This is a genomic window from Stutzerimonas chloritidismutans (assembly GCF_038562055.1).
Lineage (GTDB): Bacteria > Pseudomonadota > Gammaproteobacteria > Pseudomonadales > Pseudomonadaceae > Stutzerimonas > Stutzerimonas chloritidismutans_A.
In genome coordinates, this window is sequence record NZ_JBCFXD010000001.1 from 198453 (window position 1) to 224292 (window position 25840).

The 25840-nt window shown below is 60.2% G+C and carries 17 protein-coding genes; 4 read left to right on the forward strand and 13 right to left on the reverse strand.

The genetic code is table 11. From position 1 onward, the window contains the following. Positions 1 to 32 precede the first annotated feature (32 nt). The 9 genes from AAGW23_RS00935 to glnE form a co-directional block, all read right to left on the reverse strand. On the reverse strand, positions 33 to 1472 hold the full coding sequence (locus AAGW23_RS00935; protein ID WP_342404461.1) for a lipopolysaccharide kinase InaA family protein: 1440 nt from the start codon (positions 1470 to 1472) through the stop codon (positions 33 to 35). Continuing rightward, positions 1469 to 2221, reverse strand: a complete 753-nt coding sequence (locus AAGW23_RS00940; RefSeq protein WP_342404463.1) for a lipopolysaccharide kinase InaA family protein — start codon at positions 2219 to 2221, stop codon at positions 1469 to 1471. The genes AAGW23_RS00935 and AAGW23_RS00940 overlap by 4 nt, the downstream gene beginning before the upstream one ends. Beyond that, complete coding sequence (locus tag AAGW23_RS00945) at positions 2218 to 2955, reverse strand: lipopolysaccharide kinase InaA family protein (RefSeq protein ID WP_342404464.1); 738 nt, start codon at positions 2953 to 2955, stop codon at positions 2218 to 2220. The genes AAGW23_RS00940 and AAGW23_RS00945 overlap by 4 nt, the downstream gene beginning before the upstream one ends. Continuing rightward, a complete protein-coding gene (gene rfaP / locus AAGW23_RS00950; RefSeq protein ID WP_342404465.1) occupies positions 2952 to 3767 on the reverse strand; it encodes a lipopolysaccharide core heptose(I) kinase RfaP in 816 nt (271 codons plus the stop codon). The genes AAGW23_RS00945 and rfaP overlap by 4 nt, the downstream gene beginning before the upstream one ends. Next, positions 3764 to 4885 carry a glycosyltransferase family 4 protein gene (locus AAGW23_RS00955; protein WP_342404466.1) on the reverse strand — a complete coding sequence of 374 codons (1122 nt, stop codon included), beginning with the start codon at positions 4883 to 4885 and terminating at the stop codon, positions 3764 to 3766. Before AAGW23_RS00955 ends, rfaP begins: the two co-directional genes overlap by 4 nt. After that, complete coding sequence (gene waaC, locus AAGW23_RS00960) at positions 4885 to 5886, reverse strand: lipopolysaccharide heptosyltransferase I (RefSeq protein ID WP_342404467.1); 1002 nt, start codon at positions 5884 to 5886, stop codon at positions 4885 to 4887. Before waaC ends, AAGW23_RS00955 begins: the two co-directional genes overlap by 1 nt. Next, positions 5887 to 6921 carry a lipopolysaccharide heptosyltransferase II gene (gene waaF / locus AAGW23_RS00965; protein WP_342404468.1) on the reverse strand — a complete coding sequence of 345 codons (1035 nt, stop codon included), beginning with the start codon at positions 6919 to 6921 and terminating at the stop codon, positions 5887 to 5889. Between the two features lie 79 nt (positions 6922 to 7000). Continuing rightward, positions 7001 to 7924, reverse strand: a complete 924-nt coding sequence (gene ilvE / locus AAGW23_RS00970) for a branched-chain-amino-acid transaminase (protein ID WP_159966993.1) — start codon at positions 7922 to 7924, stop codon at positions 7001 to 7003. Between the two features lie 43 nt (positions 7925 to 7967). Further along, complete coding sequence (gene glnE, locus AAGW23_RS00975; protein WP_342404469.1) at positions 7968 to 10913, reverse strand: bifunctional [glutamate--ammonia ligase]-adenylyl-L-tyrosine phosphorylase/[glutamate--ammonia-ligase] adenylyltransferase; 2946 nt, start codon at positions 10911 to 10913, stop codon at positions 7968 to 7970. A gap of 276 nt (positions 10914 to 11189) precedes the next feature. On the opposite strand from glnE, the gene aceE reads away from it, so the two are divergent. Then, positions 11190 to 13835: a pyruvate dehydrogenase (acetyl-transferring), homodimeric type gene (aceE, locus tag AAGW23_RS00980; RefSeq protein WP_342404471.1), complete on the forward strand. Its 2646-nt coding sequence runs from the start codon at positions 11190 to 11192 to the stop codon at positions 13833 to 13835. A gap of 24 nt (positions 13836 to 13859) precedes the next feature. After that, positions 13860 to 15869 carry a dihydrolipoyllysine-residue acetyltransferase gene (gene aceF / locus AAGW23_RS00985; protein WP_342404472.1) on the forward strand — a complete coding sequence of 670 codons (2010 nt, stop codon included), beginning with the start codon at positions 13860 to 13862 and terminating at the stop codon, positions 15867 to 15869. 67 nt (positions 15870 to 15936) lie between these two features. Here the strand turns inward: aceF and AAGW23_RS00990 are convergent, their stop codons facing one another. Further along, positions 15937 to 16464 (reverse strand): hypothetical protein, encoded by a 528-nt coding sequence (locus AAGW23_RS00990; protein WP_342404473.1) that lies wholly within the window; start codon positions 16462 to 16464, stop codon positions 15937 to 15939. A 110-nt stretch (positions 16465 to 16574) separates the two neighbouring features. Between AAGW23_RS00990 and AAGW23_RS00995 the strand changes: the two genes are divergently transcribed. Both AAGW23_RS00995 and msrA read left to right on the forward strand, forming a co-directional pair. Next, positions 16575 to 19250, forward strand: a complete 2676-nt coding sequence (locus tag AAGW23_RS00995; RefSeq protein ID WP_342404474.1) for a bifunctional diguanylate cyclase/phosphodiesterase — start codon at positions 16575 to 16577, stop codon at positions 19248 to 19250. Positions 19251 to 19345: 95 nt separating this feature from the next. After that, positions 19346 to 19993, forward strand: coding sequence for a peptide-methionine (S)-S-oxide reductase MsrA (gene msrA, locus AAGW23_RS01000; RefSeq protein ID WP_342404475.1), 648 nt, complete (start codon positions 19346 to 19348; stop codon positions 19991 to 19993). Between the two features lie 528 nt (positions 19994 to 20521). On the opposite strand, the gene AAGW23_RS01005 is transcribed toward msrA, so the two are convergent. The 3 genes from AAGW23_RS01005 to AAGW23_RS01015 form a co-directional block, all read right to left on the reverse strand. After that, positions 20522 to 22300: an acyl-CoA dehydrogenase C-terminal domain-containing protein gene (locus tag AAGW23_RS01005; protein WP_342404477.1), complete on the reverse strand. Its 1779-nt coding sequence runs from the start codon at positions 22298 to 22300 to the stop codon at positions 20522 to 20524. 221 nt (positions 22301 to 22521) lie between these two features. Continuing rightward, positions 22522 to 24312 (reverse strand): acyl-CoA dehydrogenase C-terminal domain-containing protein, encoded by a 1791-nt coding sequence (locus tag AAGW23_RS01010; RefSeq protein ID WP_342404479.1) that lies wholly within the window; start codon positions 24310 to 24312, stop codon positions 22522 to 22524. Positions 24313 to 24468: 156 nt separating this feature from the next. Next, positions 24469 to 25806, reverse strand: a complete 1338-nt coding sequence (locus tag AAGW23_RS01015; RefSeq protein ID WP_342404480.1) for a GGDEF domain-containing protein — start codon at positions 25804 to 25806, stop codon at positions 24469 to 24471. Positions 25807 to 25840 lie beyond the last annotated feature (34 nt).

Sequence of the window (25840 nt, forward strand, 5' to 3'; positions counted from 1 at the left end):
GTAGTACTAGCCCGTGGGCGTTTCTTCCAGCTTCAAGCGTCCTGCTCCAAGCTGCCTTTCGGTAAACGATGGTCCAGCAAACGGTACAACGCACTTTCGACAGGCCAGTTGCGCAACAATCGATCACGATCCCTGGAAAAAGCTTGACGGAATCGAGCATCGCTCTGGTGCTGCTGCAGTGCATCCAGGTCGATAAGCGACCACCTGCCGTCCAGCCATAGCACGTTGGTACCTTTCAGATCGCCATGGCTGATGCGCTCACGAATCAGCGCTGCCAGTAACTGCTCAAGCGCCAGCAGTTCATGCTCCGGCGGAGCACCATCCACGTACGGGGCGAAACGCGCGATTATATCCTGCCCGCCTATATAGTCGGTAATCAGATAGCTGCGTGAGCGAAGGCCGAGACGACGCATCTCTATCATGGCTAGCGGCTGCGGCGTGGAGATACCCAGCACCTCGAGGCGATGCGCCTCTACCCAGCTGTGCCACGCCCGAGATGGCCGCCAGAAGCGCTTGAGCCAGTGCATGACGCCCTTGATGTTGTAGCGCTTGACCACCAAGGGCCGCTCTGGGGTATCAACACGCGCAACCGTGGCACTGCCGCCCCGCTTGAGCGCTACGCCTGCGGCAATGAAGCCATCCGGGTCTGCTAACACGCCGCGCAGTTCAGCTTCGTACTCGCGGCGTACAGCGACTACCCCGCCATGATCGCGGTGCACGCTGAACGCCGTGCAATCGCGTCCGACCTTCTTGAGGAAGCTGGCGAGGCGCTGCTGGCGGGCCACACGAGTCTTGTCCACGAGCGCCTCGAGCGGAAGGGCATGTGCACTGTTGACCAACAGGTAGTTCACCAGTAGTTCTTCAATGAAGGACTCAAGAGTTGTTGGAAGCTGGGCGAAGAAGACAGCCAGGTTTTCCAGCACGCGATCCCTCGATAACGGCTGGCCAGGGGTTTCGGCACGAATGCCACCACCATCGATAAGGTAGAGCCGCTGCTCGTGGCGCATCAGATTGTCCAGATGCAAATCGCTCTGCCAGAGCCCTTTGGCATGTAGCGTTGCAATTTCGGTCAGCGCACTGCCAAGCACATCCCGCTGGGCTTCGTTCAATGGCAGCTGACGAGCCACAGCGAGCCAGGCCTCGTGCAGGCTCTCTGCGTCTTCGAGATATTCGAACAGCAGCCATCCACCGCCGCCTTCCTCAAAGCCCTCGTCCAGCAAGTCTGGCGTTGTGAGACGCTGCGCGGCGAGCAGCTGCGCACCGGCGAGTTCACGATCGAAATGACGGCGGGCGCGATCACCCACCATGAGTTTGGCAAGCACCTGGACACCTCGCCACTGCGCGCGAGCCACATAACGCTGCCCTGGCAGCACACGCAGCCACTGCATGATATGCAGCTCGTCGGCACCCAGCGCGATGGTCATCGGTAGAGACGGAGTACGGCCAGCCGAGCGCAGCTGTGCGAGCTTCATGCCTTGGCTGCTTTGTAGTGGTGGCGCGCACGGATGGATTTCAGCCAGTCCTCAATCGCTCGGCTGTCAGCATTTTCGTCCAGGTAAGACGCCAAGAGACATCGTAACTCCTCTTCGCGCCACAATTCCGCACGACGGACCAATGCCTCTAGATCACGTAAGCGGTCTCTGCGCCCCAGCAGCAAGCGGGTCTTTTCCAGATCGATCAGACATGCCTCGTAAGCACCACGATGCTCACGCAGGAAAATATGCTTGGGATAAAAACAACCATGCACTTCCCCTGCGCCATGTAGCTGACGAGCCAGCTTCCCGCAGGAAGCGAGTACCGCGTTGCGGCTCGCCTCCGCTAGAGCTGACCACCGGTCAAGCAGACTACTCAGGTCCCGCCAACCATCCAGCGCACGAGTCAGCAGCACGGCGTTGACCTCACCTTGAGCACGGAGCTGAGCAAAGAATGCAACGTCAAGAGTGGGGAGCTGCTTTTGCTGATAGCGGCGAATATTGCGAAACTCAGCGGCGAACGTTGGCTCTCCGAAAGGATGGCGCCAGCTGCGCGACAGATAATTGCTCTGCCGCTTGAGGTAATAACCAGCGTCACCTATATCCAACCGGTACACACTGCTCCAACCGCCTTTGACCGCATTCGGCGCATCGACCGCGGTCAGCTCCAAACGCCACAATGCGTCGAAACTATCAAGGCCTGCGCTCCTTAGTGAATGCGCATGTGCTGACGAAATGAAATCTCTCATTCGCGTCCTTCAAAATAAACGAGTATCTGCTTGATCAGTGCCTTATCCTCGAGGCTAAGCCGCGTGCGTCGCCGGTAGAGCAAGAAGAAGCGCAGTCGTTGGGTCCGGGATAAGGTGCATCTAGCTACTTTATCCAAACAGGCCAGATCCTTGACGATACGATGCTGAAGAAGCGGCCCCCACCAGAAGTCACCAGACGGGCAATCAATTAGGAACAGCTTGCCAGCCTCATTAACCAACAGGTTGCGCCATTTCAAATCGTTGTGAGCGAAGCGATGGTCGTGCAGCGTGCGCGTCGCGCTTGCCAACTGTTCACTGAGGTGGCGCACCCACCGCGGATTCGCTAGACGCGCATCGCCATCCTTAGCCATGGCAGCCATATCCACGGTCCCTGGCACCTCCAGGGTGACCAAGGCGCCTCGCTGAAAGAACCCCGCCTGGCGCTGCTGCCCCCACGCAACCAGTGGCGCAACGGAGACTCCCCAATCGTGGAAGTGCTGCAAATTTTGCCACTCAGCTTCGACCCGCGGACGCCCGATGAAGCGCCGCAAGCCCTTACCCGCAGCCCAATAGCGCTTGATGTAATAACGCTGCCCGCCAACGCTGACACGGAGCACCTCGGACAGCGGATCACGCGTTATTGGCTCTCCATTTAACGCGAAAACTGTCTCGAGACTGCCAAACGTACGCGCCACGTCTGCGCTTACTCCATCGGCGACCTGCCAACGAATCACTCGTGAGCACCTGTCGCGTATTTGCGCTCGAAGCGGCGTTGAAGCTTTCCGGATTTGCGTTGCAGCCAGGAGATCAACGAAGCATTGTCACGCAAGACCTCCCTTAGCGGTCGCTGAAAGTAAACTTGGAGAAAGCGCAGCGTGTCGCGTTGCGTCAGACCGATGCCCAGAGCCGAGAAATACAACCCGGCCAGATCCTTGTCACGCCAGCGCCGAGGTGTCTCGCTGCGAACCTGAGCGCGGTGCAGATCTATCACCGAAAGCTTGAAATCATTAGCTATTACCGGCTTGTTGGTATGCAGCAGAAAGTGGCAGATATAAAAATCACGATGATTGACCCCAGCGCGGTGCATGGTGCCGGCCATGCGCGCCACCTCTGCTATCAGCGCTCGCTTGAGTGCCGGGGACGGCGGCTGTTCCAGCCAGTTAGCCGAGAAGTCCTCGAGGCTGACGGTCGGGGCCAGCTCTTCAGTAATGATGAACGAATGCTGTGTGGCGGGATTGCTGCCGCGCTCGCCGTAGGCTACTGCCGTCATGGTCGGTACACCCACATCATGCAGGCGCTGGATGGCTCGCCACTCCTGCCCCGCTCCGAGCACTGGCAGCTTGGCGGTGCCGAGGTTCTTGACGATCTCGCCCCAGCCGATGCCGCGGTGGATCTTGACGAAGTAACCGCGTCCGTCGACCTCTGTCCGCAGCGTGCGCCGGCCTTCAAGCTCTCGGTAGACCTGCCCTTGCAACTGCTCCACGGCCTCAAACGGATCGCGATCGGCCCATAGGGTTTTGAAGGGTTCAGCGACGATCAGCTTCATGAGCGCTCCGCAAGGATTACGTCGGCAGCCCGCTCGGGCATGCTGTAAAGATCAGCGCGCTCGGCAAACGCGAGGGCATTCTGCGACCAAAGAACTCGCTGTTCATTGCCCGCCAACATTTCGGCCAGCAGACGATCAAGGGTGTTTTGGACGAACGGAGTGGGCACCACACGGCCACAGTTGGCATCCGAGATGTAGTGTGCATAGCCGCACACATCAGTGACCAGTACCGGCAGCCCGGCGACCAGCGCTTCGAGCAGCACAGTACCGGTGTTCTCGTTGTACGCAGGATGCATCAGCAGGTCCGCTCCGAGCAGAAAGCGGGGAATATCGCTGCGGCCTTTGAGAAACTCGACCTGAGTGGCTACGCCCAGCTTCTTGGCCTGCATTAGAAACGGCTTGGGATCGTCCTGACCTATGACGAACAGGCGTGTCCGCTTCTTCAGCTCGCGAGGTAGCGAAGCGACGGCTCTAAGGCTGCGGTCGAGCCCCTTGGTCTTGAACCCTGAACCGATCTGCACCAACAAGAGGTCATCGTCCTCTAGCTTGAACTCACGGCGGAAATCGGCCCGAATGTCTGCGGCATTGGACGGCGCCCGTCGATCCTGGGCGATACCCGGCGGCAGTAGATGAAAACGGCCGACAGGCGTCGCATAGTGCTTCACGAACAGCGGCTGCTGCACTTCTGAAATCATCAAAATTTCAGTCTTAGAGCTGGGCTCGAACACCGCCCGCTCGTATTCGGCGAAATGCTTGTAGCGGCCCCAGCGGCGATAGATCGGATTGCGCAGGGTCTGAGCTTTATCTTCAAAACAGGGATCTGCAGCGTAATACACGTCCAGACCCGGCATTTTGTTGAAGCCAACCACTCGATCCACGGGTCGCCTGGCCAGGTCGCTTTCAACCCAGACAGTGAAGCGTTCGTTGCGGGTGTGGTTGAAGATCGCCTTGACTGGCGCGATCAGCACTTCAAAACCCGCGGGCACGTCGCCTTCCCAAATCATTGCGTAGACCCGGATAGCATGGCCGCGTCGCTGGCATTCCAGCGCAATGCGCATGAAGTCGCGCTGGAGACCGCCGAACGGAAAGTACTTATAGAGGATAAAGGCCAGTTGCATCAGGGCGTCTCCGATGACCGCAACAGGGCCTTGAGTTCGCTTGCGACGCGCTCAGAAGGCAGCTCGTCAAAACAGGGTTTGTGGCGGTCACCTTTGCCGGCGTTCGGCCCAGGCGCGCACAGGTGTACTTGGGAACGGCCATATGCACCGACGCGGCCCGGCAACGTGGGGCCGTAGAGCGAAATACTCGGAACATCCAAGGCGGCGGCGAGATGACCAAGCCCCGTATCAACCGCTACACAAGCACGCGCGCCGGCGACCACTTTGGCAACACCACCCAGATTGAGCCTGGGCAATACCGAAGCACCTGGCAGATCTTTAGCGATTCGTTCGGCTCGGGCCTTTTCCTCCGCGTTACCCCAGGGCAAGCGGATCGCCCAGCCGAACTCACTCATGCGCTCGGCCAGTTCGCGCCAGTAACGCTCCGGCCAATGCTTGCTTGCCCAGGTGGTGCCGTGCAGGAAGAGTAAATAAGGCTGCTCGCCGGGCGTAGCCAGCTGGCTGCGATCCAAGCCGTACTCAGCGACTGTCGCGGGAGCCGGATAACCGAGCGCCTGGGCAAATAACTGTCGTACCCGCTCGAGAGCATGCTGTTCCCGCGGCACGCTGAAGCATCGATCATAAAACCGCGCCGCCAGCGGTTCGCGAATCGAGGCACGATCGAAACCGGCGACAGGCGCCATGACGTAACGGGTTAACCAAGCGCTTTTCAGCAGTCCCTGCGCATCGATGACCAGGTCGTAACGGGTCTCGCGCAGACGCGCCTTGAAGCGCTGCCACTCACCGGAGTGAAGGGTTTGGAGAGGATGTTTGCGCCAGCGACGAATCGCCACCGGGATCACCTGCGCAACCGCCGGGTGCCAGGCAGGGATCTCAGCGAAACCCTCCTCCACCACCCAGTCGAACTGAATACCTGGAATGGCGCGCTGCGCGTCGGTCAACGCCGGAAGCGTATGGACCACATCACCCAGCGAAGAGGTCTTGACCAGCAAAACCCTCACTCAGCGCACCTCGACTGGCTGGGGAACCAGGCGTCCCAGCGCCTCGATTACCGGGCGCGGTTTCAGTTCGCGCATGCAGTTGTTATGACCGAAGCGGCAGGTGCGCTCGAAACATGGACTGCAATCGAGCCCCAGACGTACAACCTCAACCCGCTCGGACAGAGGTGGCGTGAAGGCCGGCGATGTCGAGCCATAGACTGAAACCAGCGGACGCCCGAGCGCGGCGGCGACGTGCATCAGCCCCGAGTCGTTGGACACCACCGCCTCGGCGCAGGAGAGCAGATCGATGGCTTCAGCCAGACTGGTGTCGCCCGCCAAATTCAGGGCCTCTTCACGCAGTCCGGGAATCAGCTGCTGCAAGATCTCTTCACCGACAGCATGATCGTTCTTCGAGCCAAACAGCCAGACCTGCCAGCCTTCACGGATCTTCACCTCGGCGACCTTGGCGAAATGCTCGGCCGGCCAACGCTTGGACTCACCAAACTCGGCACCGGGGCAAAGCGCCAGCACCGGTCGATCAAGAGAAAGCCCGAAACGCGCCAATGCTGCATCGCGTGTCTCCTCAACGATCCGCAGCGACGGCTTCGGGTACGGCTGGGGCAGCTCGGCGCCGGGCTCGAAGGCCAGCGCCATGAAGCGCTCGATCATCAGCGGATAACGCTGTTTATCCAGCTTGCGCATGTCATTGAGCAGGCCGAACCGCATTTCGCCACGCCAGCCGGTGCGCTTGGGAATGCCGGCAAAAAAGGGCACCAAGGCAGATTTCAGCGAGTTGGGCAGCAGGATTGCCTGCTGATATTGCCCACGCAGACTCGCCGCAATAGTGCGTCGGGTCGCCATGTCGAGCACACCGTGCCCCACCGGAAAACTCAACGCCTGCCTGACCTCGGGCATGCGCTCGAGGATCGGCCGGCTCCACTCCGGCGCGAGCACATCGATCTGCCAGGCAGGGTGGCGTTGCTTCAGACAGGCGAACAACGTCTGCGCCATCACCATGTCGCCGACCCAACTAGGACCCACAATCAGAATATTCATAAAGGCAGCTTCACGCTTCGGGCCTCAGGCTGCAAGCGCGGGCCGCTCAAGCAGCTCGCGCTTACGGCGGACACGGCGCTTACTTGACTAGCGTCCGCCATTCAGCGTGCGCATCGGTCTTGCCGGAAACCAGATCGAAATAGGCTTTCTGGATGCGCTCGGTTACCGGGCCGCGACGGCCAGCACCAATATTTCGACCATCAACTTCGCGGATCGGAGTGACTTCTGCAGCAGTACCGGTGAAGAAGGCTTCATCGGCGATATAAACCTCATCGCGGGTGATGCGCTTCTCGACCACTTTGATACCCAGCTCGTCGGCCAGGGTCAGCACGGTGCCACGGGTGATGCCATTGAGGCACGCAGTAACTTCAGGGGTGTAGATCACGCCGTCTTTGATGATGAAAATATTCTCGCCTGAACCCTCAGCCACATAGCCTTCTGGATCCAGCATCAATGCCTCGTCCGCGCCGCCGGAGATGGCTTCCTGCAGTGCCAGCATGGAGTTGATGTAGGCACCGTTGGATTTGGCGCGGGTCATGCTGATGTTGACGTGATGACGCGTGAAGGAACTGGTGCGCACCTTGATGCCGACCTCCAGCGCTTCGTCTCCCATGTAGGCACCCCAGTGCCAGGCAGCAACGATCACGTGCACTTTCAGGCCGCTGGCGCGCAGCCCCATGCCTTCTGATCCGTAGAAAACCATCGGACGGATATAGGCGCTTTCAAGATTGTTTTCACGTACAGCGGCGCGGGTCGCCTCGTTAATTTCCTCTTTCGAGTACGGCATCTTCATGTTCATGATGTGCGCGGAATCGAACAGGCGATCGGTATGGGCCTGTAGACGGAAAATCGCAGTACCCGCCGGCGTGTTGTAGGCACGAACGCCTTCGAACACGCCCATGCCGTAATGCAGGGTGTGGGTTAGCACATGGGTGGTCGCATCGCGCCACTGCACCATCTCACCGTCATACCAGATCACGCCATCACGATCGGCCATCGACATTGTTGCCACCTCAAGATTCGATAAATGCTGTTTGCAGACGAGTTCAGCTGAGCCCCAGCTCACGCCAGATGCGCATCACCGACCGACGCTCGTCGTGAAATTGGTCCCCACTCACCACGCCAGGCAGTTTCTGCAGTGATTGCCGGTGGGCCGCTGCACGGTATGCCTTGTAGGCGTCCTGCAGCAGCCGAACCTCATCGCCGGTCATCAACCCGGCCTGCTCCAACCCGTCAAGAATGCGGATGTTATCGGTATAGCGCAGCAGTTGCGGATGCTGGTGCGACCACGCCAAAGCCGCGTATTGCACCATAAATTCGATATCCACGATACCACCGGCGTCCTGCTTGAGATTGAACTCGCTATCAGTCAGGAAGGCTTTTTCAGCGGTGCCGGCGCCGGTTGTGCGGGTGCCAAGGTTGTCGCGCATCTTGGCCCGCATCTCGCTGACCTCACCACGCAATTGCTCAAGATCTCGCGAGCGCCCGAGCACTGAAGCGCGAACCTTCTCGAAATCGGCCGCCAGCTGCGGGCAGCCGACCAACACTCGAGCGCGCACCAGCGCCTGATGCTCCCAGGTCCAGGCCTCCTCGCTTTGGTAGCGATTGAAGGCACCCAACGAGCTGACTAGCAAGCCGGAGACGCCTGACGGACGAAGGCGCATGTCGACTTCGTAGAGTTGCCCGGAGGTCGTCTGGGTGGTCAGCAAGTGAATGATGCGCTGCCCAAGGCGGGTATAGAACTGCGCGCCATCGATGGGCTTGGCACCGTCGGTTTCGGCGTTCGGATCGCCGTCATGGATGAACACCAGATCCAGGTCTGAGCCGTGGCCCAGCTCGATTCCGCCGACCTTGCCATAGCCCACGATGATGAAGGCGGGATCGCACAGCGAACCGTCTGCACGCTGCGGCTGGCCGTGCCGCGCAACGGTGTGGCGCCAGGCCAGTGCCAGCACCTCTTCAAGAATGGCCTCCGCGAGCCAGGTTAGGTAGTCGCTGACTTTCATCAGCGGCAGCGTGCCGGCGATCTCGGACGCCGCGACACGTAAACGGTGCGCCAGCTTGAAGTGACGCAGCGCCTCCATTTGCTGCTCGAGATCGTCCTCGGGAATGCGCGCCAGGCGCTCGCGCAGCTCGGCGGCGAGCTCCGGCGCCTGAGGTGGACTGAACAGCCGACCGGCATTGAGCAGCTCGTCGAGCAATAACGGGAAGCGGGTGATCTGCTCGGCGATCCAGGGGCTCCCGGCACAAAGCTCAAGCAGACGCTGCAACGCGCCTGGATTTTCCGTCAGCAGTACGAGATAAGCCGAACGCCGAGCCACCGCCTCGACCAGAGGAAGCACGCGCTCCAGCACCAGATCCGGATCGTCCTGCTCGACTGCCTGAGCCAGAAGCCGCGGGATGAAGGCATCGAGACGCTCCCGCCCCAACCGTTGCATGGTGCGCACCTGATTGCCACTGCGCAACGCAGCGAGTCGCTGACAAGCGGTTTGGCCATCGCGAAAGCCTGCCTCGCTCAACTGACGACAGGCGAATTCCTCGTCCCAATCCTGCTCCCACAACGGCAGCCATTCACCGCCAACCAACGTCTCGCCTTCGGCACTTTCATCTTCGTCGGGATCGGCAATCACCTGACGGAAATGCCAGTCGACTCGGCCACGCCAATAAAGAAGCTGCTGGTGAAAGGCCTCCCAGTCGGCGAAGCCCATGATCAAGGCGACGCGATCACAATCGACTTGGTTCTCCGGCAGCATCTGCGTCTGGCGATCATCGATGGCCTGCAGCGCATGCTCGGTGTAGCGCAGAAATTCATAGCCTTCGCGCAATTCCTCTAAGGCGGCAGGCGGCAGATAGCCCTGCCCTGCCAGGGTTGTCAGCACCTTGAGCAGGGGGCGCTGTTGCAGGCTAAGGTCGCGCCCCCCGTGGATGAGCTGGAAAGCCTGGGCGATGAATTCCACCTCGCGAATGCCGCCCGAGCCCAGCTTGATGTTGGCGGCCATGCCCTTGCGCCGGACTTCCTGCTGTATCAGCTGTTTCATGGTGCGCAGCGCATCGATGGCGGAAAAATCGAGGTAGCGCCTATAGACGAAGGGCCTGAGCATTTCCAGCAGCTCTTTGCCCGCCGCTTCGCTGCCGCCGACGACGCGCGCCTTGATCATGGCGTAGCGTTCCCAATCGCGCCCCTGATCCTGGTAATACTGCTCCAGCGCATTGAAGCTCAACACCAGCGAACCGGACGAGCCATAGGGCCGCAGTCGCATGTCCACTCTAAAGACGAACCCATCGACTGTCGGCGCGTCGAGCGCTTTAATCAGCCGCTGCCCGAGGCGGACAAAGAACTCCTGATTATCCAGGGAGCGCTTTGCCCCGACGGTCTCGCCACCTTCTGGATAGCCAAAGATCAAGTCGATATCCGAGGACAGATTCAGTTCACGTGCGCCCAGCTTGCCCATACCAAGCACAACCATATGCTGGGCATCGCCGCTGCGCCGACCAGTCGGAACGCCGAATTGCTCGCAGTGGCGCTCGTACAGCCATTGGTACGCCAGGTCGATACAGGCGTCAGCCATGTCGGACAGATCGCCGCAGGTCTCGGCAAGAGCAGCCTGGCGAGTCACGTCACGCCAGATGATCCGCACCTGCTGTCGGTTGCGGAATCGCCGCAGCCGACGGGCCAGGCTGTCCTCATCGGTGCAATCGCCAAGCAACTCGGCGAGCTCCGAGCGCATTTCGCCACCTTTCAGCGAGCGCTCCAGCAAACCGCTTTCGGCCAACTGCAGCAGCATCCCGGGATCTCGGCTAACCTGTTCGCTGACGAAGTCGCTGGCGGCGCAAACCCGACCGAAGGCCTCGCGGCGCGAAGCCGGCCATGCTGAAAACAGCTGCTCGGCCTGCTCCGATGTGTCGCGCAAGGCGCCGAGGAACGTCTCCTCCGCACGGGTGACCAAAGGTTGAAGCGATGTCGGCAATGCAACCAGCGATGGCAAACTCATGAATGTTCCTTTGTACAAGAACGGCCAGAAGGATAGCGATAACGTCCGGAGTAGAGCCCCTGACGCCGGAGCAAGCCCGCCCGACCGACCCGTCACATTGTAGTTTTACTACGAAATACTCCAACAGGGGGCTGAATCGGCTGCGGTTTTGTAGTAAAACTACAGAGCCCGGCTCTACCCCCGGCACCACATCCAAGAACATATACGCGCCGGCCCACAAAGCCGGCCGCGAAGCAGGCAACCGATTCTGGAAGCCTTTCCGCCCTGGAGCAAGCCATGCAAGATCTCGATCCCGTCGAAACCCAGGAATGGCTGGACGCCCTCGAGTCAGTTCTCGACCGCGAAGGTGAAGACCGCGCCCACTATCTCATGACCCGGATGGGGGAGCTGGCCACCCGTAGCGGCACCCCACTGCCCTACGGCATCACCACGCCGTACCGCAACACCATCCCCGTCACCCGTGAAGCGAAGATGCCCGGCGACTTGTTCATGGAGCGTCGAATTCGCTCCCTGGTCCGCTGGAACGCGCTGGCGATGGTGATGCGTGCAAACATGAAGGACCCGGACCTGGGTGGACACATTTCCACCTTTGCCTCCAGCGCGACGCTTTATGACATCGGCTTCAACTACTTCTTCCAGGCTCCCACCGAAGAACATGGCGGCGACCTGATCTACTATCAAGGTCACGCCTCCCCCGGCATCTACTCGCGCGCGTTCCTGGAAGGCCGCCTGAGCGAAGACCAGATGCTCAACTTCCGCCAGGAGGTGGATGGCAAGGGCCTGTCGAGCTACCCGCACCCGCACCTGATGCCGGACTTCTGGCAGTTCCCGACCGTGTCCATGGGCCTCGGGCCGATCACCGCGATCTACCAGGCGCGTTTCATGAAGTACCTGGAAAACCGCGGATTCATTCCGAAGGGCAAGCAGCGCGTCTGGTGCTTCATCGGCGACGGCGAGTGCGACGAGCCGGAAACCCTGGGTGCCATCTCCCTGGCCGGCCGTGAAAACCTCGACAACCTGGTGTTCGTCATCAACTGCAACCTGCAGCGTCTCGACGGCCCGGTTCGCGGCAACAGCAAAATCATTCAGGAACTGGAAGGCGTGTTCAAAGGCGCCAACTGGAACGTCAACAAGGTCGTCTGGGGCCGCCTGTGGGACCCATTGTTCGCCGCCGACGAAGACGGCCGCATGCAGCGCCGCATGGACGAGGCCATCGACGGGGAGTATCAGAACTACAAGGCCAAAGATGGCGCCTACGTGCGCAAACACTTCTTTGGTGCTGACCCAGAGCTGCTCAAGCGCGTCGAGAGCATGTCCGACGAGGAAGTCTGGAAGCTCAACCGCGGCGGCCACGACCCCTACAAGGTCTATGCAGCCTACCATCAGGCGGTCAACCACAAGGGTCAGCCAACGGTCATCCTGGCCAAGACCATCAAGGGCTACGGCACCGGTGCCGGTGAGGCGAAAAACATTGCCCACAACACCAAGAAAGTCGATATCGACAGCCTGAAGAAATTCCGCGACCGCTTCGACATTCCGGTCAACGATTCGCAGCTCGAAGAACTGCCGTTCTACCGGCCAGCCGAAGACAGCGCCGAGATGCGCTACCTGCGCAAGTGCCGCGAAAAACTGGGCGGTTCGCTGCCACAGCGTCGGCCAAAGAGCTTCAGCATCCCGACGCCGCCATTGCAAACGCTCAAGGCCGTGCTTGATGGTTCCGGTGATCGCGAGATCTCCACCACCATGGCTTTTGGCCGGATCCTGTCGCAACTGGTCAAAGACAAGGATCTGGGCAAGCGCATCGTGCCGATCCTCGCCGACGAGGCACGCACCTTCGGTATGGAAGGCATGTTCCGCCAGCTGGGTATCTACTCCCCGGTGGGGCAGCTGTACGAGCCGGTGGACCGCGATCAGGTGATGTACTACCGCGAAGAAAAGGACGGCCAGATTCTTCAGGAAGGTCTGAACGAAGCCGGTGCGTTCTCCTCGTTCATCGCAGCCGGTACCGCTTACAGCAACTACAACCAGCCCATGCTACCCGTCTACATCTTCTACTCGATGTTCGGTTTCCAGCGTATCGGCGATCTGGCCTGGGCGGCGGGCGATGCACAGACCCGCGGCTTCCTGCTGGGCGGCACCGCCGGCCGTACCACGCTGAACGGCGAAGGTCTGCAGCATGAGGACGGCCATAGCCACATCCTCGCCAGCACCATCCCCAACTGCCGCAGCTATGACCCTACCTACGGCTACGAGCTGGCGGTGATCATGCACCACGGCATGCACGAGATGATGGAGCTGCAGAAGAGCGTCTACTACTACATCACGGTGATGAACGAGAACTACCAGCAGCCGGCCATGCCGCAGGGTGTCGAGGACGGCATTCTCAAGGGCATGTACCTGCTTGAAGAAGCCAAGGGCGACTTCAAACACCGCGTGCAGCTGCTGGGCTCGGGCACCATCCTGCGCGAGGTACGCGCCGCGGTGGACATCCTCGCCAAGATGGGCGTGGGTGCCGACGTCTGGAGCGTGACCAGCTTCAACGAGCTGCGCCGCGACGGCCTGGCCGTGGACCACTGGAACCGCTTGCACCCAACCGACGAACCCCGCAAGAGCTACGTCGAGCAGTGTCTGGAAGGCCGCGAAGGCCCGGTCATCGCCTCCACCGACTACATGAAGCTGTTCGCCGATCAGATTCGCCAGTGGGTCCCGTCGCGTGAATACCAAGTGCTGGGCACCGACGGCTTCGGCCGCAGTGACTCGCGCGCCAAGCTGCGTGACTTCTTCGAAGTCGACCGTCGCTGGGTCGCGGTCGCCGCCCTGCAGGCACTCGCCGCTCGCGGCGCCATCGAACGCACGGTCGTGGCAAACGCCATCACCGAGTTCGGTATCGACCCCGAGAAGCGCAATCCTCTGGATTGCTGATGCGTGCGCACAGGAGAACCTATTGTGAGTGAAACCATACGCGTACCCGACATCGGCAGCGGTGAGGGTGAAGTAATCGAGTTGTTCGTCAAGGTCGGCGACCGTATCGAAGCCGACCAGAGCATCCTGACGCTCGAATCCGACAAGGCCAGCATGGAAATCCCGGCGCCCAAGGCTGGCGTCGTGAAGGCCTTGAAGGTCAAGCTCGGCGACCGCCTGAAAGAAGGTGACGAGCTGCTCGAGCTGGAAAGCGAAGAAGGAACCGACAGCGAAGCGCCGGCGCAAGCCGCAGCCGAGCCTGCCGCTGCCAGCAGTGGTGGCTCGACCGATGAAGCCGAAACACCTGCGTCGGGCGATGACAACTCCTCGGCCTCTGCCGAGGAAGGCGAGTCGCAGGAGATCAAGGTGCCGGACATCGGCTCCTCCGGCAAAGCCAGCGTGATCGAAATCTCAGTGAAGCCCGGCGACACCATTGCCGCCGAGCAACCGCTGATCACTCTCGAATCAGACAAGGCCAGCATGGAGATCCCCTCTCCAGCCGCCGGCGTGGTCGAAAGCATTTCGGTCACGGTGGGCGATGAGGTCGGCACCGGCGATCTGATCTTGATTCTCAAGGGTGAGGCGCCGAGCAAGCCAACCGCGGCCAGCTCTGCCACATCAGGTCAGGCGCAAAGTGCGCCCAAGGAAAAGCTCACCGAGCAGGCTGTAACTGAAGAGCCCGCCGAACCAGCGGGCGAATCCGTGGAGGAAGTACGGATTCCGGACATTGGCTCCAGCGGCAGCGCCAAGGTCATCGAAGTCATGATCAAGGCCGGCGACAGCGTCGAGGCCGACCAGTCGCTGATCACCCTTGAATCCGACAAGGCCAGCATGGAGATTCCCGCGCCCAAGGCTGGCGTGGTGGAGTCCCTGTCGATCAAGGTCGGTGATGATGCCAAGACCGGCGACCTGATCCTGACCCTGAAGGTGGCTGGCACAGCACCGGCGAAGAAGGCCGAAGCCAAACCGCAAGAAGCAGCCCCACAACAGCAGGCAGTCGCGCCGAACAAGCAAGGCGTGCCTGAATCCAAAGTGGCCGCGGCCCCTGCTCCGGCCGTGAGCGGCCCAAGCAAGGCCGGCACCAAGGTACATGCCGGCCCTGCGGTCCGCATGACTGCACGCGAGTTCGGTGTCGAATTGGCCGATGTTCCTGGCACCGGGCCGAAAGGACGGATCCTCAAGGAAGACGTGCAGGCCTATGTCAAGAATATGATGCACAAGGCCAAGCAAGCTCCGGCCGCAGGCTCTACCGGTGGCGGGGGCATTCCGCCGATACCGGAGGTCGACTTCAGCAAGTTTGGCGAAGTCGAGGAAGTGCCAATGACCCGCCTGATGCAGGTGGGGGCTGCCAATCTGCATCGAAGCTGGCTCAACGTCCCGCACGTAACCCAGTTCGAGTCATCCGACATCACCGAAATGGAAGCCTTCCGCGTTTCGCAAAAGGCTGTCGCTGAGAAAGCAGGCGTCAAACTGACCGTGCTGCCGCTGCTGCTCAAGGCCTGTGCGCACCTGCTTAAGGAACTGCCGGAATTCAATGCCTCGCTAGCCCCTAGCGGCAAGGCTGTGATCCGCAAAAAGTACGTGCACATCGGTTTTGCCGTCGATACGCCTGATGGCCTGCTGGTGCCGGTAATCAAGAACGTCGATCAGAAGAGCCTGCTGCAACTGGCGGCCGAGGCAGCGGATCTCGCCGAGAAGGCGCGCACCAAGAAGCTCTCGCCCGACGCCATGCAGGGCGCGTGCTTCACCATCTCCAGCCTCGGCCACATTGGCGGCACTGGCTTCACGCCAATCGTCAACGCGCCGGAAGTGGCAATCCTGGGTGTCTCCAAGGCAACGATGCAACCGGTGTGGGATGGCAAGGCTTTCCAGCCTCGCCTGATGTTGCCGCTGTCGCTGTCCTACGACCACCGCGTCATCAACGGCGCCGCGGCGGCGCGCTTTACCAAGCGCCTCTCCGAGCTGCTGGCGGACATCCGCACGATGCTGTTGTGATCCGATGAGTCACAAGAAACCCGCCTCTTGGCGGGTTTCTTGTCTGTGAGGGAAACGTTAAACGTCCTTAACCCTTTTGCATATTGCGAAACAGAAATGACAGCGCCTTCGCCAACTCCTCGGCTCCCTCGGGGTCACGGAGGATGGTCAGCCATGGTTCGCCGCCAGCTGCGCCGACGAAAGTGCATGCCAAGCCTTGTGGCGGGCACTGGTACTGAATGTAGGGATCCATACCGAACACCGAGAACCCACGGTTACGCACAGCGACGTTGCCGGACGCATCGCGGCGCTCCTCACGGATACGCAATTCGCCAGGCGCGCCAGCGCTGAGCTGGTATTCGAGATCCTCTGGGTTGGCCTTCCCGACTTGATAGGCCGCACGCAATCCATAGGTTTTAAGCAGCGCATTGCTGTGCGCGAGCAGGGCTTTTCGTTCGTTCTGGGTGAGATAAAGCGTCTTGAGCTCGGCCAGGTATCGGGACGGTTCATCTGAGCCCAAAGTAATTGGTTCGGCAGCCTTGAGCTGCCCGCTGATGATCAGGAGAATCGAGATTAACAGTAACTTTGATAGCCGACTTGTCAGTCCCTGCTGCATGATGCACCCTTGCGATAATTAATATTATTTAGCCATCGCCACGCCGTAGAAAGCGTCTAAGCTGCGGCTAACCAAGCGACTCCCGCAGCATACTGGAAGCAAACCGCTCGATGAAAATACATACCGATGCCGCCAGCCGTTTGGCGACCGAGGTTGTGACACAGTTGCCAGTGCCTTCTAGGCTGGGCATGCTGCGTTTCGAGCGTTTGAATGAGTCCAGCTGGGCCCTGCTGTTTCTTGATCCCGCCTGCGAGCAATACCTGGGCCAACCTGCGCAGGACCTCTGTTCTCTTATCGACTCGCCTTACGCCAGCCTCATGGAACCGCAGGCTCGCCTTAAACTTCATGACGTCGTGCAAGCGCAGCTGGCAACTCTGGGCCACTACTCCGTTCGTTATTGCCTGCACACCACCGATGGACCGCTGGACATGCTGGAGATTGGCGAACTCTGCCAACAGTATGGTCGAGAATTGGTGCGTGGCTACCTAATTGTCGAACCCCATGCAGAGCGGACTTTCCCAGCCCTGGAATCCGAGAACGCAAAGTTACGGTCGACCCTAGAGTTTTATCAGCAGGCTCAGGATGAGCACCTCGAACACCTGATCCGCTCCCGTGCTCAACAGAGCCTTATTGTGCGCCTGGCACGGCACCGTTATAGCGCAGCTGACCCACAGCTCGAAGCAGCCCAGCTGATCACCCAGGCCGCCAGCGACGCCTATGGAATTGCTCGCGCCTCGATATGGCATCTGAAAGGGGATCAGCTAGAGGCTATTGCAGCCTACTGCCGCGACAGCGGCAGTTTGGAATACCCGTCATCACTGAACATATCGGCTTGCCCGAGTTACATGGACGCGCTGCACAGGGGGCGAGTGATCGACGTGCAAAACGTCGCCGACGACCCCCGCACAAAGGAACTCACGCAGACATTCTTCAAGCCACGAGGCATCACGTCGATACTTGACGCAACGATCCGGGTGGGTGGCGAAGTGTTTGGCGTGCTGTGCCTGGAGCACTCCGGTTGCGTCAGAACCTGGCATGCCGATGAGGTGGCGTTCGCTGGCGAACTGGCCGATCAGTACGCTCAGGTACTGGCCAATCAGCAACGTGTCAGTGCCACTCATACCCTGCACCTCTTCCAACGTGCGGTAGAACAGAGCGCCAGTGCGTTCATCCTGGTCGACCGTGACGGCATCGTCGAATACGTAAACCCGAGCTTCACCTCCATCACCCAGTTCTCAGCCGATGAAGTTCGTGGTCGCCGCCTGGCCGACCTGACTGCATTGGAAAACCTCAGCGACTTGCTGTTCGACACCTCATCGGTGTTGTCACAGAGCAACAGCTGGCAAGGCGAATTCCGAAGCCGTCGCAAAAACCTGGAGCCTTATTGGGGGCAGCTTTCGATTTCCAAGGTATTCGGTGAGAGCGGAGAGCTCACGCATTACATCGGCATTTACGAAGACATCACGCAGAGCAAATTGGCGCAGCAGCACATCGAGCGCCTGGCCTATACCGACAACCTGACCAGTCTAGGAAATCGCCCGTTTTTCATCCGCAGCATCGAAGAGCGTTTCGCCGGCAGCAAAGAACCACAGCTGTGCCTGTTGCTGGTGGATATCGACAACTTCAAGCGCATCAATGACAGCCTCGGGCACCAGACCGGTGACAAGTTGCTGACCAGCCTGGCTCGCCGTCTGCGCAACAGCCTCAACCGCGACAGCGTGCTCGCGCGCTTTGCCAGCAACGAATTTGCCCTCCTGCTCGACAATATGGGCCTGGAAGAGGGTCAATTGCTGGCCTATCAAGTGCTGCGCATCCTCGACAAACCCCTGTTCGTCGACAAGCAGCTGATCAGCGTCAGCGCCTCCCTTGGCCTGGCCTGCTCGCCATTGCATGGCCGTGATCCGGAGACGCTGATGAAACACGCCGGCCTAGCGCTGCATAAAGCGAAGGCCAACGGCAAGAATCAGGTGCAGGTGTTCACCGAAGCCTTGCATGCCGAGGCCAACTACAAGCTATTCGTCGAAAACAACCTGCGTCGTGCGCTGGTGCAGAACGAGCTTGAGGTCTTCTATCAACCCAAGCTCTGCCTGCGCAGCGGTCGGCTGCAAGGACTGGAAGCACTGCTGCGCTGGAACCACCCGGAAAAAGGCATGATCCGCCCGGATCAATTCATCGGCGTTGCCGAAGAAACCGGGCTGATCATTCCGATAGGCAAGTGGGTTGCACGTGAAGCATGCAAGATGGGACTGCAGCTAGCAGCTCTGGGTATCGGCACCCCACAAATCGCGATCAACCTGTCGCCCAAGCAGTTCTCAGACCCCGACCTGGTGGGCTCTATCGCCGCCATTCTCTCCGAAGAACAGCTGCCGCCCGACCGCCTTGAGCTGGAGTTGACCGAAAGCCTGCTGCTCGAAGCGACCGAAGAGACCCGCCAGCAACTGATAGGCCTCAAGGCACTCGGGGTCACGCTGGCAATGGACGACTTCGGTACCGGCTACTCGTCGCTGAGCTACCTGAAGAAATTCCCGATCGACGTGATCAAGATCGACCGTAGCTTCATCAAGGACATCCCGGACAACCAGGATGATATCGAGATCACCTCAGCTGTCATTGCCATGGCGCGCAACCTGAACCTAAAGGTGGTGGCTGAAGGCATCGAGACGGTCGAGCAACTTACCTTCCTGCGCAATCAACGATGCGATATCGGGCAGGGTTACCTGTTCGACAAACCCATCCCCAGCGACCAGCTACTCAACTCGCTACGCCGATATCCACACTGGCTCTAACGGTTCTGCGCCTACCGTCCAGGCAAGTGCTCGTTGGATTTGTCAGCTCGGTAGCCTAGGCTTGCGGAAAACCTACCCAAGGCACGAGGACCACCATGACCCTGCGCTCGCAGATTCTCGTTCATAAACAAGCGCTACCTGATGCGGGCCAAGCCCTGCCCGGACGCGCCACACCCGTACCGGTGCCCCAGACCCACTTCGTCAGCGGCAACCCGCTGCAACCACCGTTCCCGGCGCATCTGCAACAGGCCATGTTTGCCATGGGCTGTTTCTGGGGCGCCGAGCGACGCTTTTGGGAGCAGCCCGGTGTTTGGACAACAGCGGTGATCTATGCCGGCGGGCACACGCCAAACCCCACCTACGAAGAAGTTTGCTCCGGGCTCACCGGGCACACCGAAGCCGTGCTAGTAGTCTTCGACCCCCAGCAGATTTCCTATGGCGACCTGCTAAGGCTGTTCTGGGAAGCCCATAACCCGACCCAGGGCATGCGCCAAGGCAACGACCTTGGCACCCAGTATCGTTCGGCGATCTATTGCTTCGATGAGGATCAACTTCAGATGGCACGCGATAGCGAAGCGCGCTTTCAGGCAGAGCTGAACAAGCATGGGCTGGGCGGAATCACCACAGAGATTGCGGACCTGCCAGCGTTCTACTACGCCGAAGCCTATCACCAGCAATACCTAGCGAAAAATCCGGGCGGATACTGTGGTCTAGGCGGCACCGGCGTCTGTATGCCAGCCTGAAGCTACGCGGCGTCGATAACCCATTGAGTGCCATACGGGGCAGCAAAGGTTAGTAAAGCCTTGTTTGGCGGCGTTGGTGCTAGATCGGATATCTCAACGCGCATGCGCGTCCGTCGAACTTCGGTTGACGCGAGCTGATAGACCACCGAAGCAGTGAGCTCGATGAACCGCGCGAATAGAGCTTGGTTTGTGACTGTTGAAAAAAGAAAACCCCGCCGAAGCGGGGCCTTTGCAGACTGTAACCGACATCCGTGACTTACGCCTCCCTGGCGTCGTTCCGCTACGCGTCCGTTTTGGCTAAAGCGCTTCCCTACGCAGCGTCCATGGCGGAAAAGACTACCGATCGGTCTGAAAAACCTGTAGTAGCAGTTCGCACCACGACTTGTAAGCATTCACTTACACGCAAACCTTTCCTTGGCGCTGCGTGTAAGCGATTGACTACAAGCGAAGCAGATCTATGACTGAGGCAATGGCACATTGTTCCCAAGGATGGCCAATTAATTTCAATATGCCTTCACGGATTAAGCTTTAGAACTGCGCAGCATCCAGCAAATACAACGATTCACTGCCGGCTCGTACGGAGGCGCTCAACGAGTGGATGCGAGGTAGCAGTCGTGCGAAATAAAACCGCGCGGTGCCTAGCTTGCTGGCATAGAAGTCGTCCTGGGCCTCTTTGCCCAGTGCGGCTTCTGCCATCCGGGCCCACATATAGGCGTAAGCCGTGTAACCGAACACATGCAGATATTCGACCGAGGCCGCACCGATCTCGTTGGGATTGCGCTTAGCGCTGTCGATGACAGACGCGGTGAGCGCGTCAAGGTTCTCCAGTGCTGCTTTCAGAGGCTCCGTGAACTCTTCAAGCTCACTGCCCGCTGCTGCACAGTAGCAGCGGACTTCTTCGGCAAACGCGCTGTAAAGCTCACCACCACTGCCCACAACCTTGCGTCCGAGCAGGTCCAGCGCCTGAATACCATTGGTACCTTCGTAGATCTGGGTGATCCTGCAGTCGCGCACCAGCTGCTCCTGCCCCCACTCACGGATGAAGCCGTGGCCGCCAAACACCTGCTGACCGTGGACAGTGGTCTCCAACCCCATGTCGGTGAGGAATGCTTTTGCCACCGGCGTCAACAAGGCCACCTGTGCCTCGGCACGCTGGCGGGCTTCGGCGTCATCGCTGAACTTGGCGATGTCCAGTTGAAGCGCCACGTAACTGGAAAAAGCGCGGCCACCTTCATTTAGCGCTTTCATCGTCAACAGCATACGGCGCACGTCCGGATGGACGATGATCGGGTCGGCGGCCTTGTCTTGTGCGACCGGACCAGTCGGGGCACGACTCTGGATACGCTCACGCGCGTATTCAATGGCGCTCTGATAGGAACGCTCACCCGTAGCCAATCCCTGAATACCCACGCCTAGACGCTCATAGTTCATCATGGTGAACATCGCTGCCAGGCCCTTGTTCGGCTCACCGACCATCCAGCCCGTCGCCCCGTCGAAGTTCATCACGCAGGTGGCAGAGGCCTGGATGCCCATCTTGTGCTCGATCGAGCCGCAGCCGAGGCTGTTGCGCTCCCCAAGGCTACCGTCGTCGGTAACCATCACCTTAGGCACCAGGAACAGCGAGATACCGCGCGAGCCGGCCGGTGCATCGGGCAGCTTGGCCAGCACAAGGTGGATGATGTTCTCGGTGAGATCATGCTCGCCACCGGTGATGAAGATCTTGGTGCCGCTGACCTTGTACGAGCCGTCCGCCTGCGGCTCGGCCTTGGTGCGAATGATGCCCAGGTCGGTACCGGCGTGTGGCTCGGTCAGGCACATGGAGCCGGACCAGACACCGGCGTACATGTTCGGCAGGTACTTCTGCTTCAGCTCTTCGCTGGCATGGGCGTAGATGGACAGGCAGGCGCCGGAGGTCAGCATGGGGTACAGGCCGAACGCCAAACTGGCGGAGTTCATCATCTCCTCGACCTGTGCCGAGATTGCCTTCGGCATGCCCATGCCGCCGTACGCTGGGTCACCGCCTACACCGACCCAACCGCCTTCGGCATAAAGGCGATAGGCCTCTGGATAGCCGGCCGGGGTGGTTACCGCGCCGTCGACCCAGCGGCAGCCTTCCTCATCACCACTGCGGTTGAGCGGCGCAATGGAATTGGCAGTGATCTTGCCCGCCTCCTCGAGGATAGCTTCGGCGGTTTCCGCATCGACGACTTCCGCCAGCGCTGGCATCGTCTGCCAGAGCTTCGGGGCGTCGAAGACTTCGTTTAGGACGAAACGCATATCGCGCAGCGGTGCTTTGTAGTCAGCCATGGAAAAGACCTCGCAGAAAACATGTCACCCGGCCGATTGGCCGCAGCAGTTTCGCGAGTCTAACTGAAGACCAATCGGCGCCCGAAGCGTCTTTAAATGACTTACCAGTTCTCATCTCGACCGGACAGATGGCCTCTTTTGCGCGCCTGCCATCCACAAGCCCGGCTGATATCGCCCACAAAAAAGCCCGCACGTGGCGGGCTAAAGAATCAGCCGATGGGTCAGAAAGCGAACTGGTCGGCCGTCAGTTTCATCAGGCTGGCACTGCCGGCCTCGATGGCGGCTTTGTGGGCCGCGGTGCGCGGCAGCAGCCGGGCAAAGTAGAACTCGGCAGTTGTCAGCTTCGATTGGTAGAAGGCCGCATCGCTCGCCTCGTCGAGCTTGCCTTGCGCTACGACCGCCATGCGCAGCCAGAAGTAGCCCAGAACCAGGTAGCCGCAGTACATCAGGTAGTCCACCGAGGCCGCGCCGACTTCGTCAGGGTTCTTCATTGCGGCCATGCCGATTCGGGTGGTGATCTCGCCCAGCTCGCGATTCAGGCCAGCCAGCTGCGAGACGTAGTGCTGCAGCTGAGGATGCTGCGCGTTGGCCTCGCAGAACTTGTGTACCTGCTTGGTGAAACCAAGCATCAACTTGCCCTGGCTGCCGAGCACCTTACGGCCCAGCAGGTCGAGTGCCTGAATGCCGTTAGTACCTTCGTAGATCGGCGCGATGCGGCAATCGCGCACCAGCTGTTCCATGCCCCACTCGCGAATGTAGCCGTGGCCGCCGAATATCTGCATGCCGAGGTTGGTCACCTCCAGCCCCGTGTCGGTCATGAAGGACTTGCAGATAGGGGTAAGAAAGGCGAGCAGATCCTCGGCTTCCTTGCGCTTGTCGGCGTCCGAGCTGTGAATCTGATCGAGCAGCTGCGCGGTGAAGTAGGCCAGGGCACGGTTGCCCTCGTTGAAAGCCTTCATCGTCAACAGCATGCGCCGCACATCGGGGTGCACGATGATCGGGTCGGCAGGCTTCTCGGGAAACTTCACCCCGGTCAGCGCCCGCATCTGCAACCGCTCGTTGGCGTACTGGATGGCGCCCTGGAAGCTCGCCTCACCACTGCAAAGCCCCTGCATCCCGGTGCCCAGACGTGCATGGTTCATCATTGTGAACATGCAGTTAAGACCCTTGTTGGGCTCACCGATGAGAAAGCCCTTGGCACCATCGAAGTTGATCACGCAGGTCGCCGAGGCCTTGATCCCCATCTTGTGCTCAATGGAGCCACAGGCGACAGCGTTGCGCTCGCCTGCCTCTCCGGAAGCATCAGGCAGAAACTTGGGCACGATGAACAGTGAAATCCCTTTGGTGCCCGCCGGAGCATCGGGGAGTTTGGCCAGCACCAGATGCACGATGTTCTCGCTCATGTCGTGCTCGCCAGCCGAGATGAAGATCTTCGTGCCGCTGATTGCATAGCTGCCATCTGCATTCGGAACCGCACGTGTCTTGATGATGCCCAGGTCCGTGCCGCAATGGGATTCGGTGAGGCACATGGTGCCGGTCCAACGGCCCTCGGTCATAAGGGGCAGGTAGGCCTGTTTCTGCTCGTCGGTCCCATGGGCGGCTATCGCGGCCATAGCGCCATGGGTCAGTCCCGGGTACATACCGAAGGAGGTATTGGCCGAGCCGACCATTTCGCCGACCACCAGACCCAGCGAGTGCGGCAGGCCTTGACCGCCATAGGTGGGATCCGAAGCCAGGCCCATCCAGCCGCCTTCCGCATACTGCGCAAAGGCTTCCTTAAAACCCTTGGGGGTAACGACCACGCCGTCGTTGAAGTGGCAACCTTCCTCATCACCGCTACGGTTGAGGGGCGCAAGGACCTGCTCGCAGAACTTGGCACCCTCTTCGAGGATGGCGCTGACCGTGTCAGGCGTCGCGTCTTCTGCACCGTTGGCCGCGTAGCTGCCATGAAAGTCGAACACTTCGTCGATCAGAAAGCGCATATCGCGCAGGGGAGCCTTGTAAGCGGGCATATCGTTCTCCAGAACAGCACAGTGCATTGTTATGCCGCCACGCTACTGTCAGATCGACCCGCTCGCCATCACATTGCAGGCGCTGAATGCGCCGCCATAATCACCGGCGCCCCCACCGACTCGCGCCGTCAACACTGGCTGTTTTTCGGCTGAACCCTAGCCGTCGGCACTCACCTCTTTCAACATACGCATCGCACCGCGGCGGTTCTCTCCATGCGATCGGATACAGTTGCGCCCTGCCCCCTTGGCGCTGTAGAGCGCCTGGTCGGCCTTTTTGATGACTTCCTCGGGGCTGCGCTGTGTCATCAAGCGCTCGGCGACGCCGATGCTGATAGTCACCGAGACCGCCGCTGCCGCAGCAACACCGCGGCGTTGCCGCCCCTGCGCCGCATCCTTGGGCCGGCTGGACTTGTCGCGCAGCTGCAGTGGATAGCTCTCCACGGCCTGCCGCACGGCTTCCAGATGCGGCAGGCAATGCGCCAGCTCGCGCCCCGGAAATACCAGCGCGAACTCTTCGCCCCCGTAGCGATAGGCACGGCCACCGCCACCGACCTTGCGCAACCGGCTCGCAACGAGGCGTAGCACCTCGTCCCCCACGTCGTGTCCGTGGGTGTCATTGAAGGCCTTGAACCGATCCACGTCAGCCATGGCAATGACGTACTGACGACCCAGCCGCTGCAGCCGCTCGTTCAGGGCGCGACGGCCGGGCAAGCCGGTCAACTCGTCACGAAATGCCATTTGATAGGCCTCCTGGGCAATGGAAACCACCAGCACTAGCATCATCAAACTGCTCAAGACGTTGAGCGCACCGGGTCGACTGAATACCTGAGGCAGCATCAGGAGCAAGCCGATCAGCGCAACCAACTGCGCCGCGTGCACTGGCCGTGGCCGCCGCAGGTACTGCGCCAGCACCCCAAGTATGGCGATCAGAAATACTGGATAGGCCAGCTGGATCAATTGCAGCCAGTCAGCCTGCAATGACGGCCAGCGAACGTCCGTCAGCCAGTCGAGCACTCCCTCGGGGAAGCGCCGCGCCAAGGCCAGCGCCAAGACTGAGACGGCAAACACGACGGCAAGCCGTGCCAGTCCGTCCTGCAACAGATGTGCACGCTCTTGCCAAAGGGCATAAAGTCCGTAGAGCGACGGCAAAAGAAGGCTGCACAGGTGGAAGGTGAGCGCGGCCTCAGGCAGTAGCGATCCGGTGAGCCGGTAATGGTCGACCTGGGTATCGAGCAAGAAATAGACGATATATACCGTCAGCAGCAGAAAGGTCTCCCGGACCCGTGCATAGGCAATGCAGAAGGCACCCCCCAGCAACAGCAACACGGTGGGCAGCACATTGAACAGCGACGTGAAGAACTCATTCAGAGTCGGTTGACGCGCAGCGACAAGCCCTCCGACCAACAACGCCAGGGGTGCATAGAAATGACTGAAGCGAGCTGGACTCAGACGAGGCACGGCGGCTCCGGTAACGCCCGTGAGGAAAGCAGGCATTCTGCCTGCACTTGATGACAGGTTCACCCACGAG

Bases quoted from the DNA above. Each gene is read 5' to 3' on its own strand.
- AAGW23_RS00935 (WP_342404461.1), bottom strand. From the start codon at position 1,472: ATGAAGCTCGCACAGCTGCGCTCGGCTGGCCGTACTCCGTCTCTACCG.
- AAGW23_RS00940 (WP_342404463.1), bottom strand. From the start codon at position 2,221: ATGAGAGATTTCATTTCGTCAGCACATGCGCATTCACTAAGGAGCGCA.
- rfaP (WP_342404465.1), bottom strand. From the start codon at position 3,767: ATGAAGCTGATCGTCGCTGAACCCTTCAAAACCCTATGGGCCGATCGC.
- AAGW23_RS00955 (WP_342404466.1), bottom strand. From the start codon at position 4,885: ATGCAACTGGCCTTTATCCTCTATAAGTACTTTCCGTTCGGCGGTCTC.
- waaF (WP_342404468.1), bottom strand. From the start codon at position 6,921: ATGAATATTCTGATTGTGGGTCCTAGTTGGGTCGGCGACATGGTGATG.
- ilvE (WP_159966993.1), bottom strand. From the start codon at position 7,924: ATGTCGATGGCCGATCGTGATGGCGTGATCTGGTATGACGGTGAGATG.
- glnE (WP_342404469.1), bottom strand. From the start codon at position 10,913: ATGAGTTTGCCATCGCTGGTTGCATTGCCGACATCGCTTCAACCTTTG.
- aceE (WP_342404471.1), top strand. From the start codon at position 11,190: ATGCAAGATCTCGATCCCGTCGAAACCCAGGAATGGCTGGACGCCCTC.
- AAGW23_RS00990 (WP_342404473.1), bottom strand. From the start codon at position 16,464: ATGCAGCAGGGACTGACAAGTCGGCTATCAAAGTTACTGTTAATCTCG.
- AAGW23_RS00995 (WP_342404474.1), top strand. From the start codon at position 16,575: ATGAAAATACATACCGATGCCGCCAGCCGTTTGGCGACCGAGGTTGTG.
- msrA (WP_342404475.1), top strand. From the start codon at position 19,346: ATGACCCTGCGCTCGCAGATTCTCGTTCATAAACAAGCGCTACCTGAT.
- AAGW23_RS01005 (WP_342404477.1), bottom strand. From the start codon at position 22,300: ATGGCTGACTACAAAGCACCGCTGCGCGATATGCGTTTCGTCCTAAAC.
- AAGW23_RS01010 (WP_342404479.1), bottom strand. From the start codon at position 24,312: ATGCCCGCTTACAAGGCTCCCCTGCGCGATATGCGCTTTCTGATCGAC.
- AAGW23_RS01015 (WP_342404480.1), bottom strand. From the start codon at position 25,806: ATGCCTGCTTTCCTCACGGGCGTTACCGGAGCCGCCGTGCCTCGTCTG.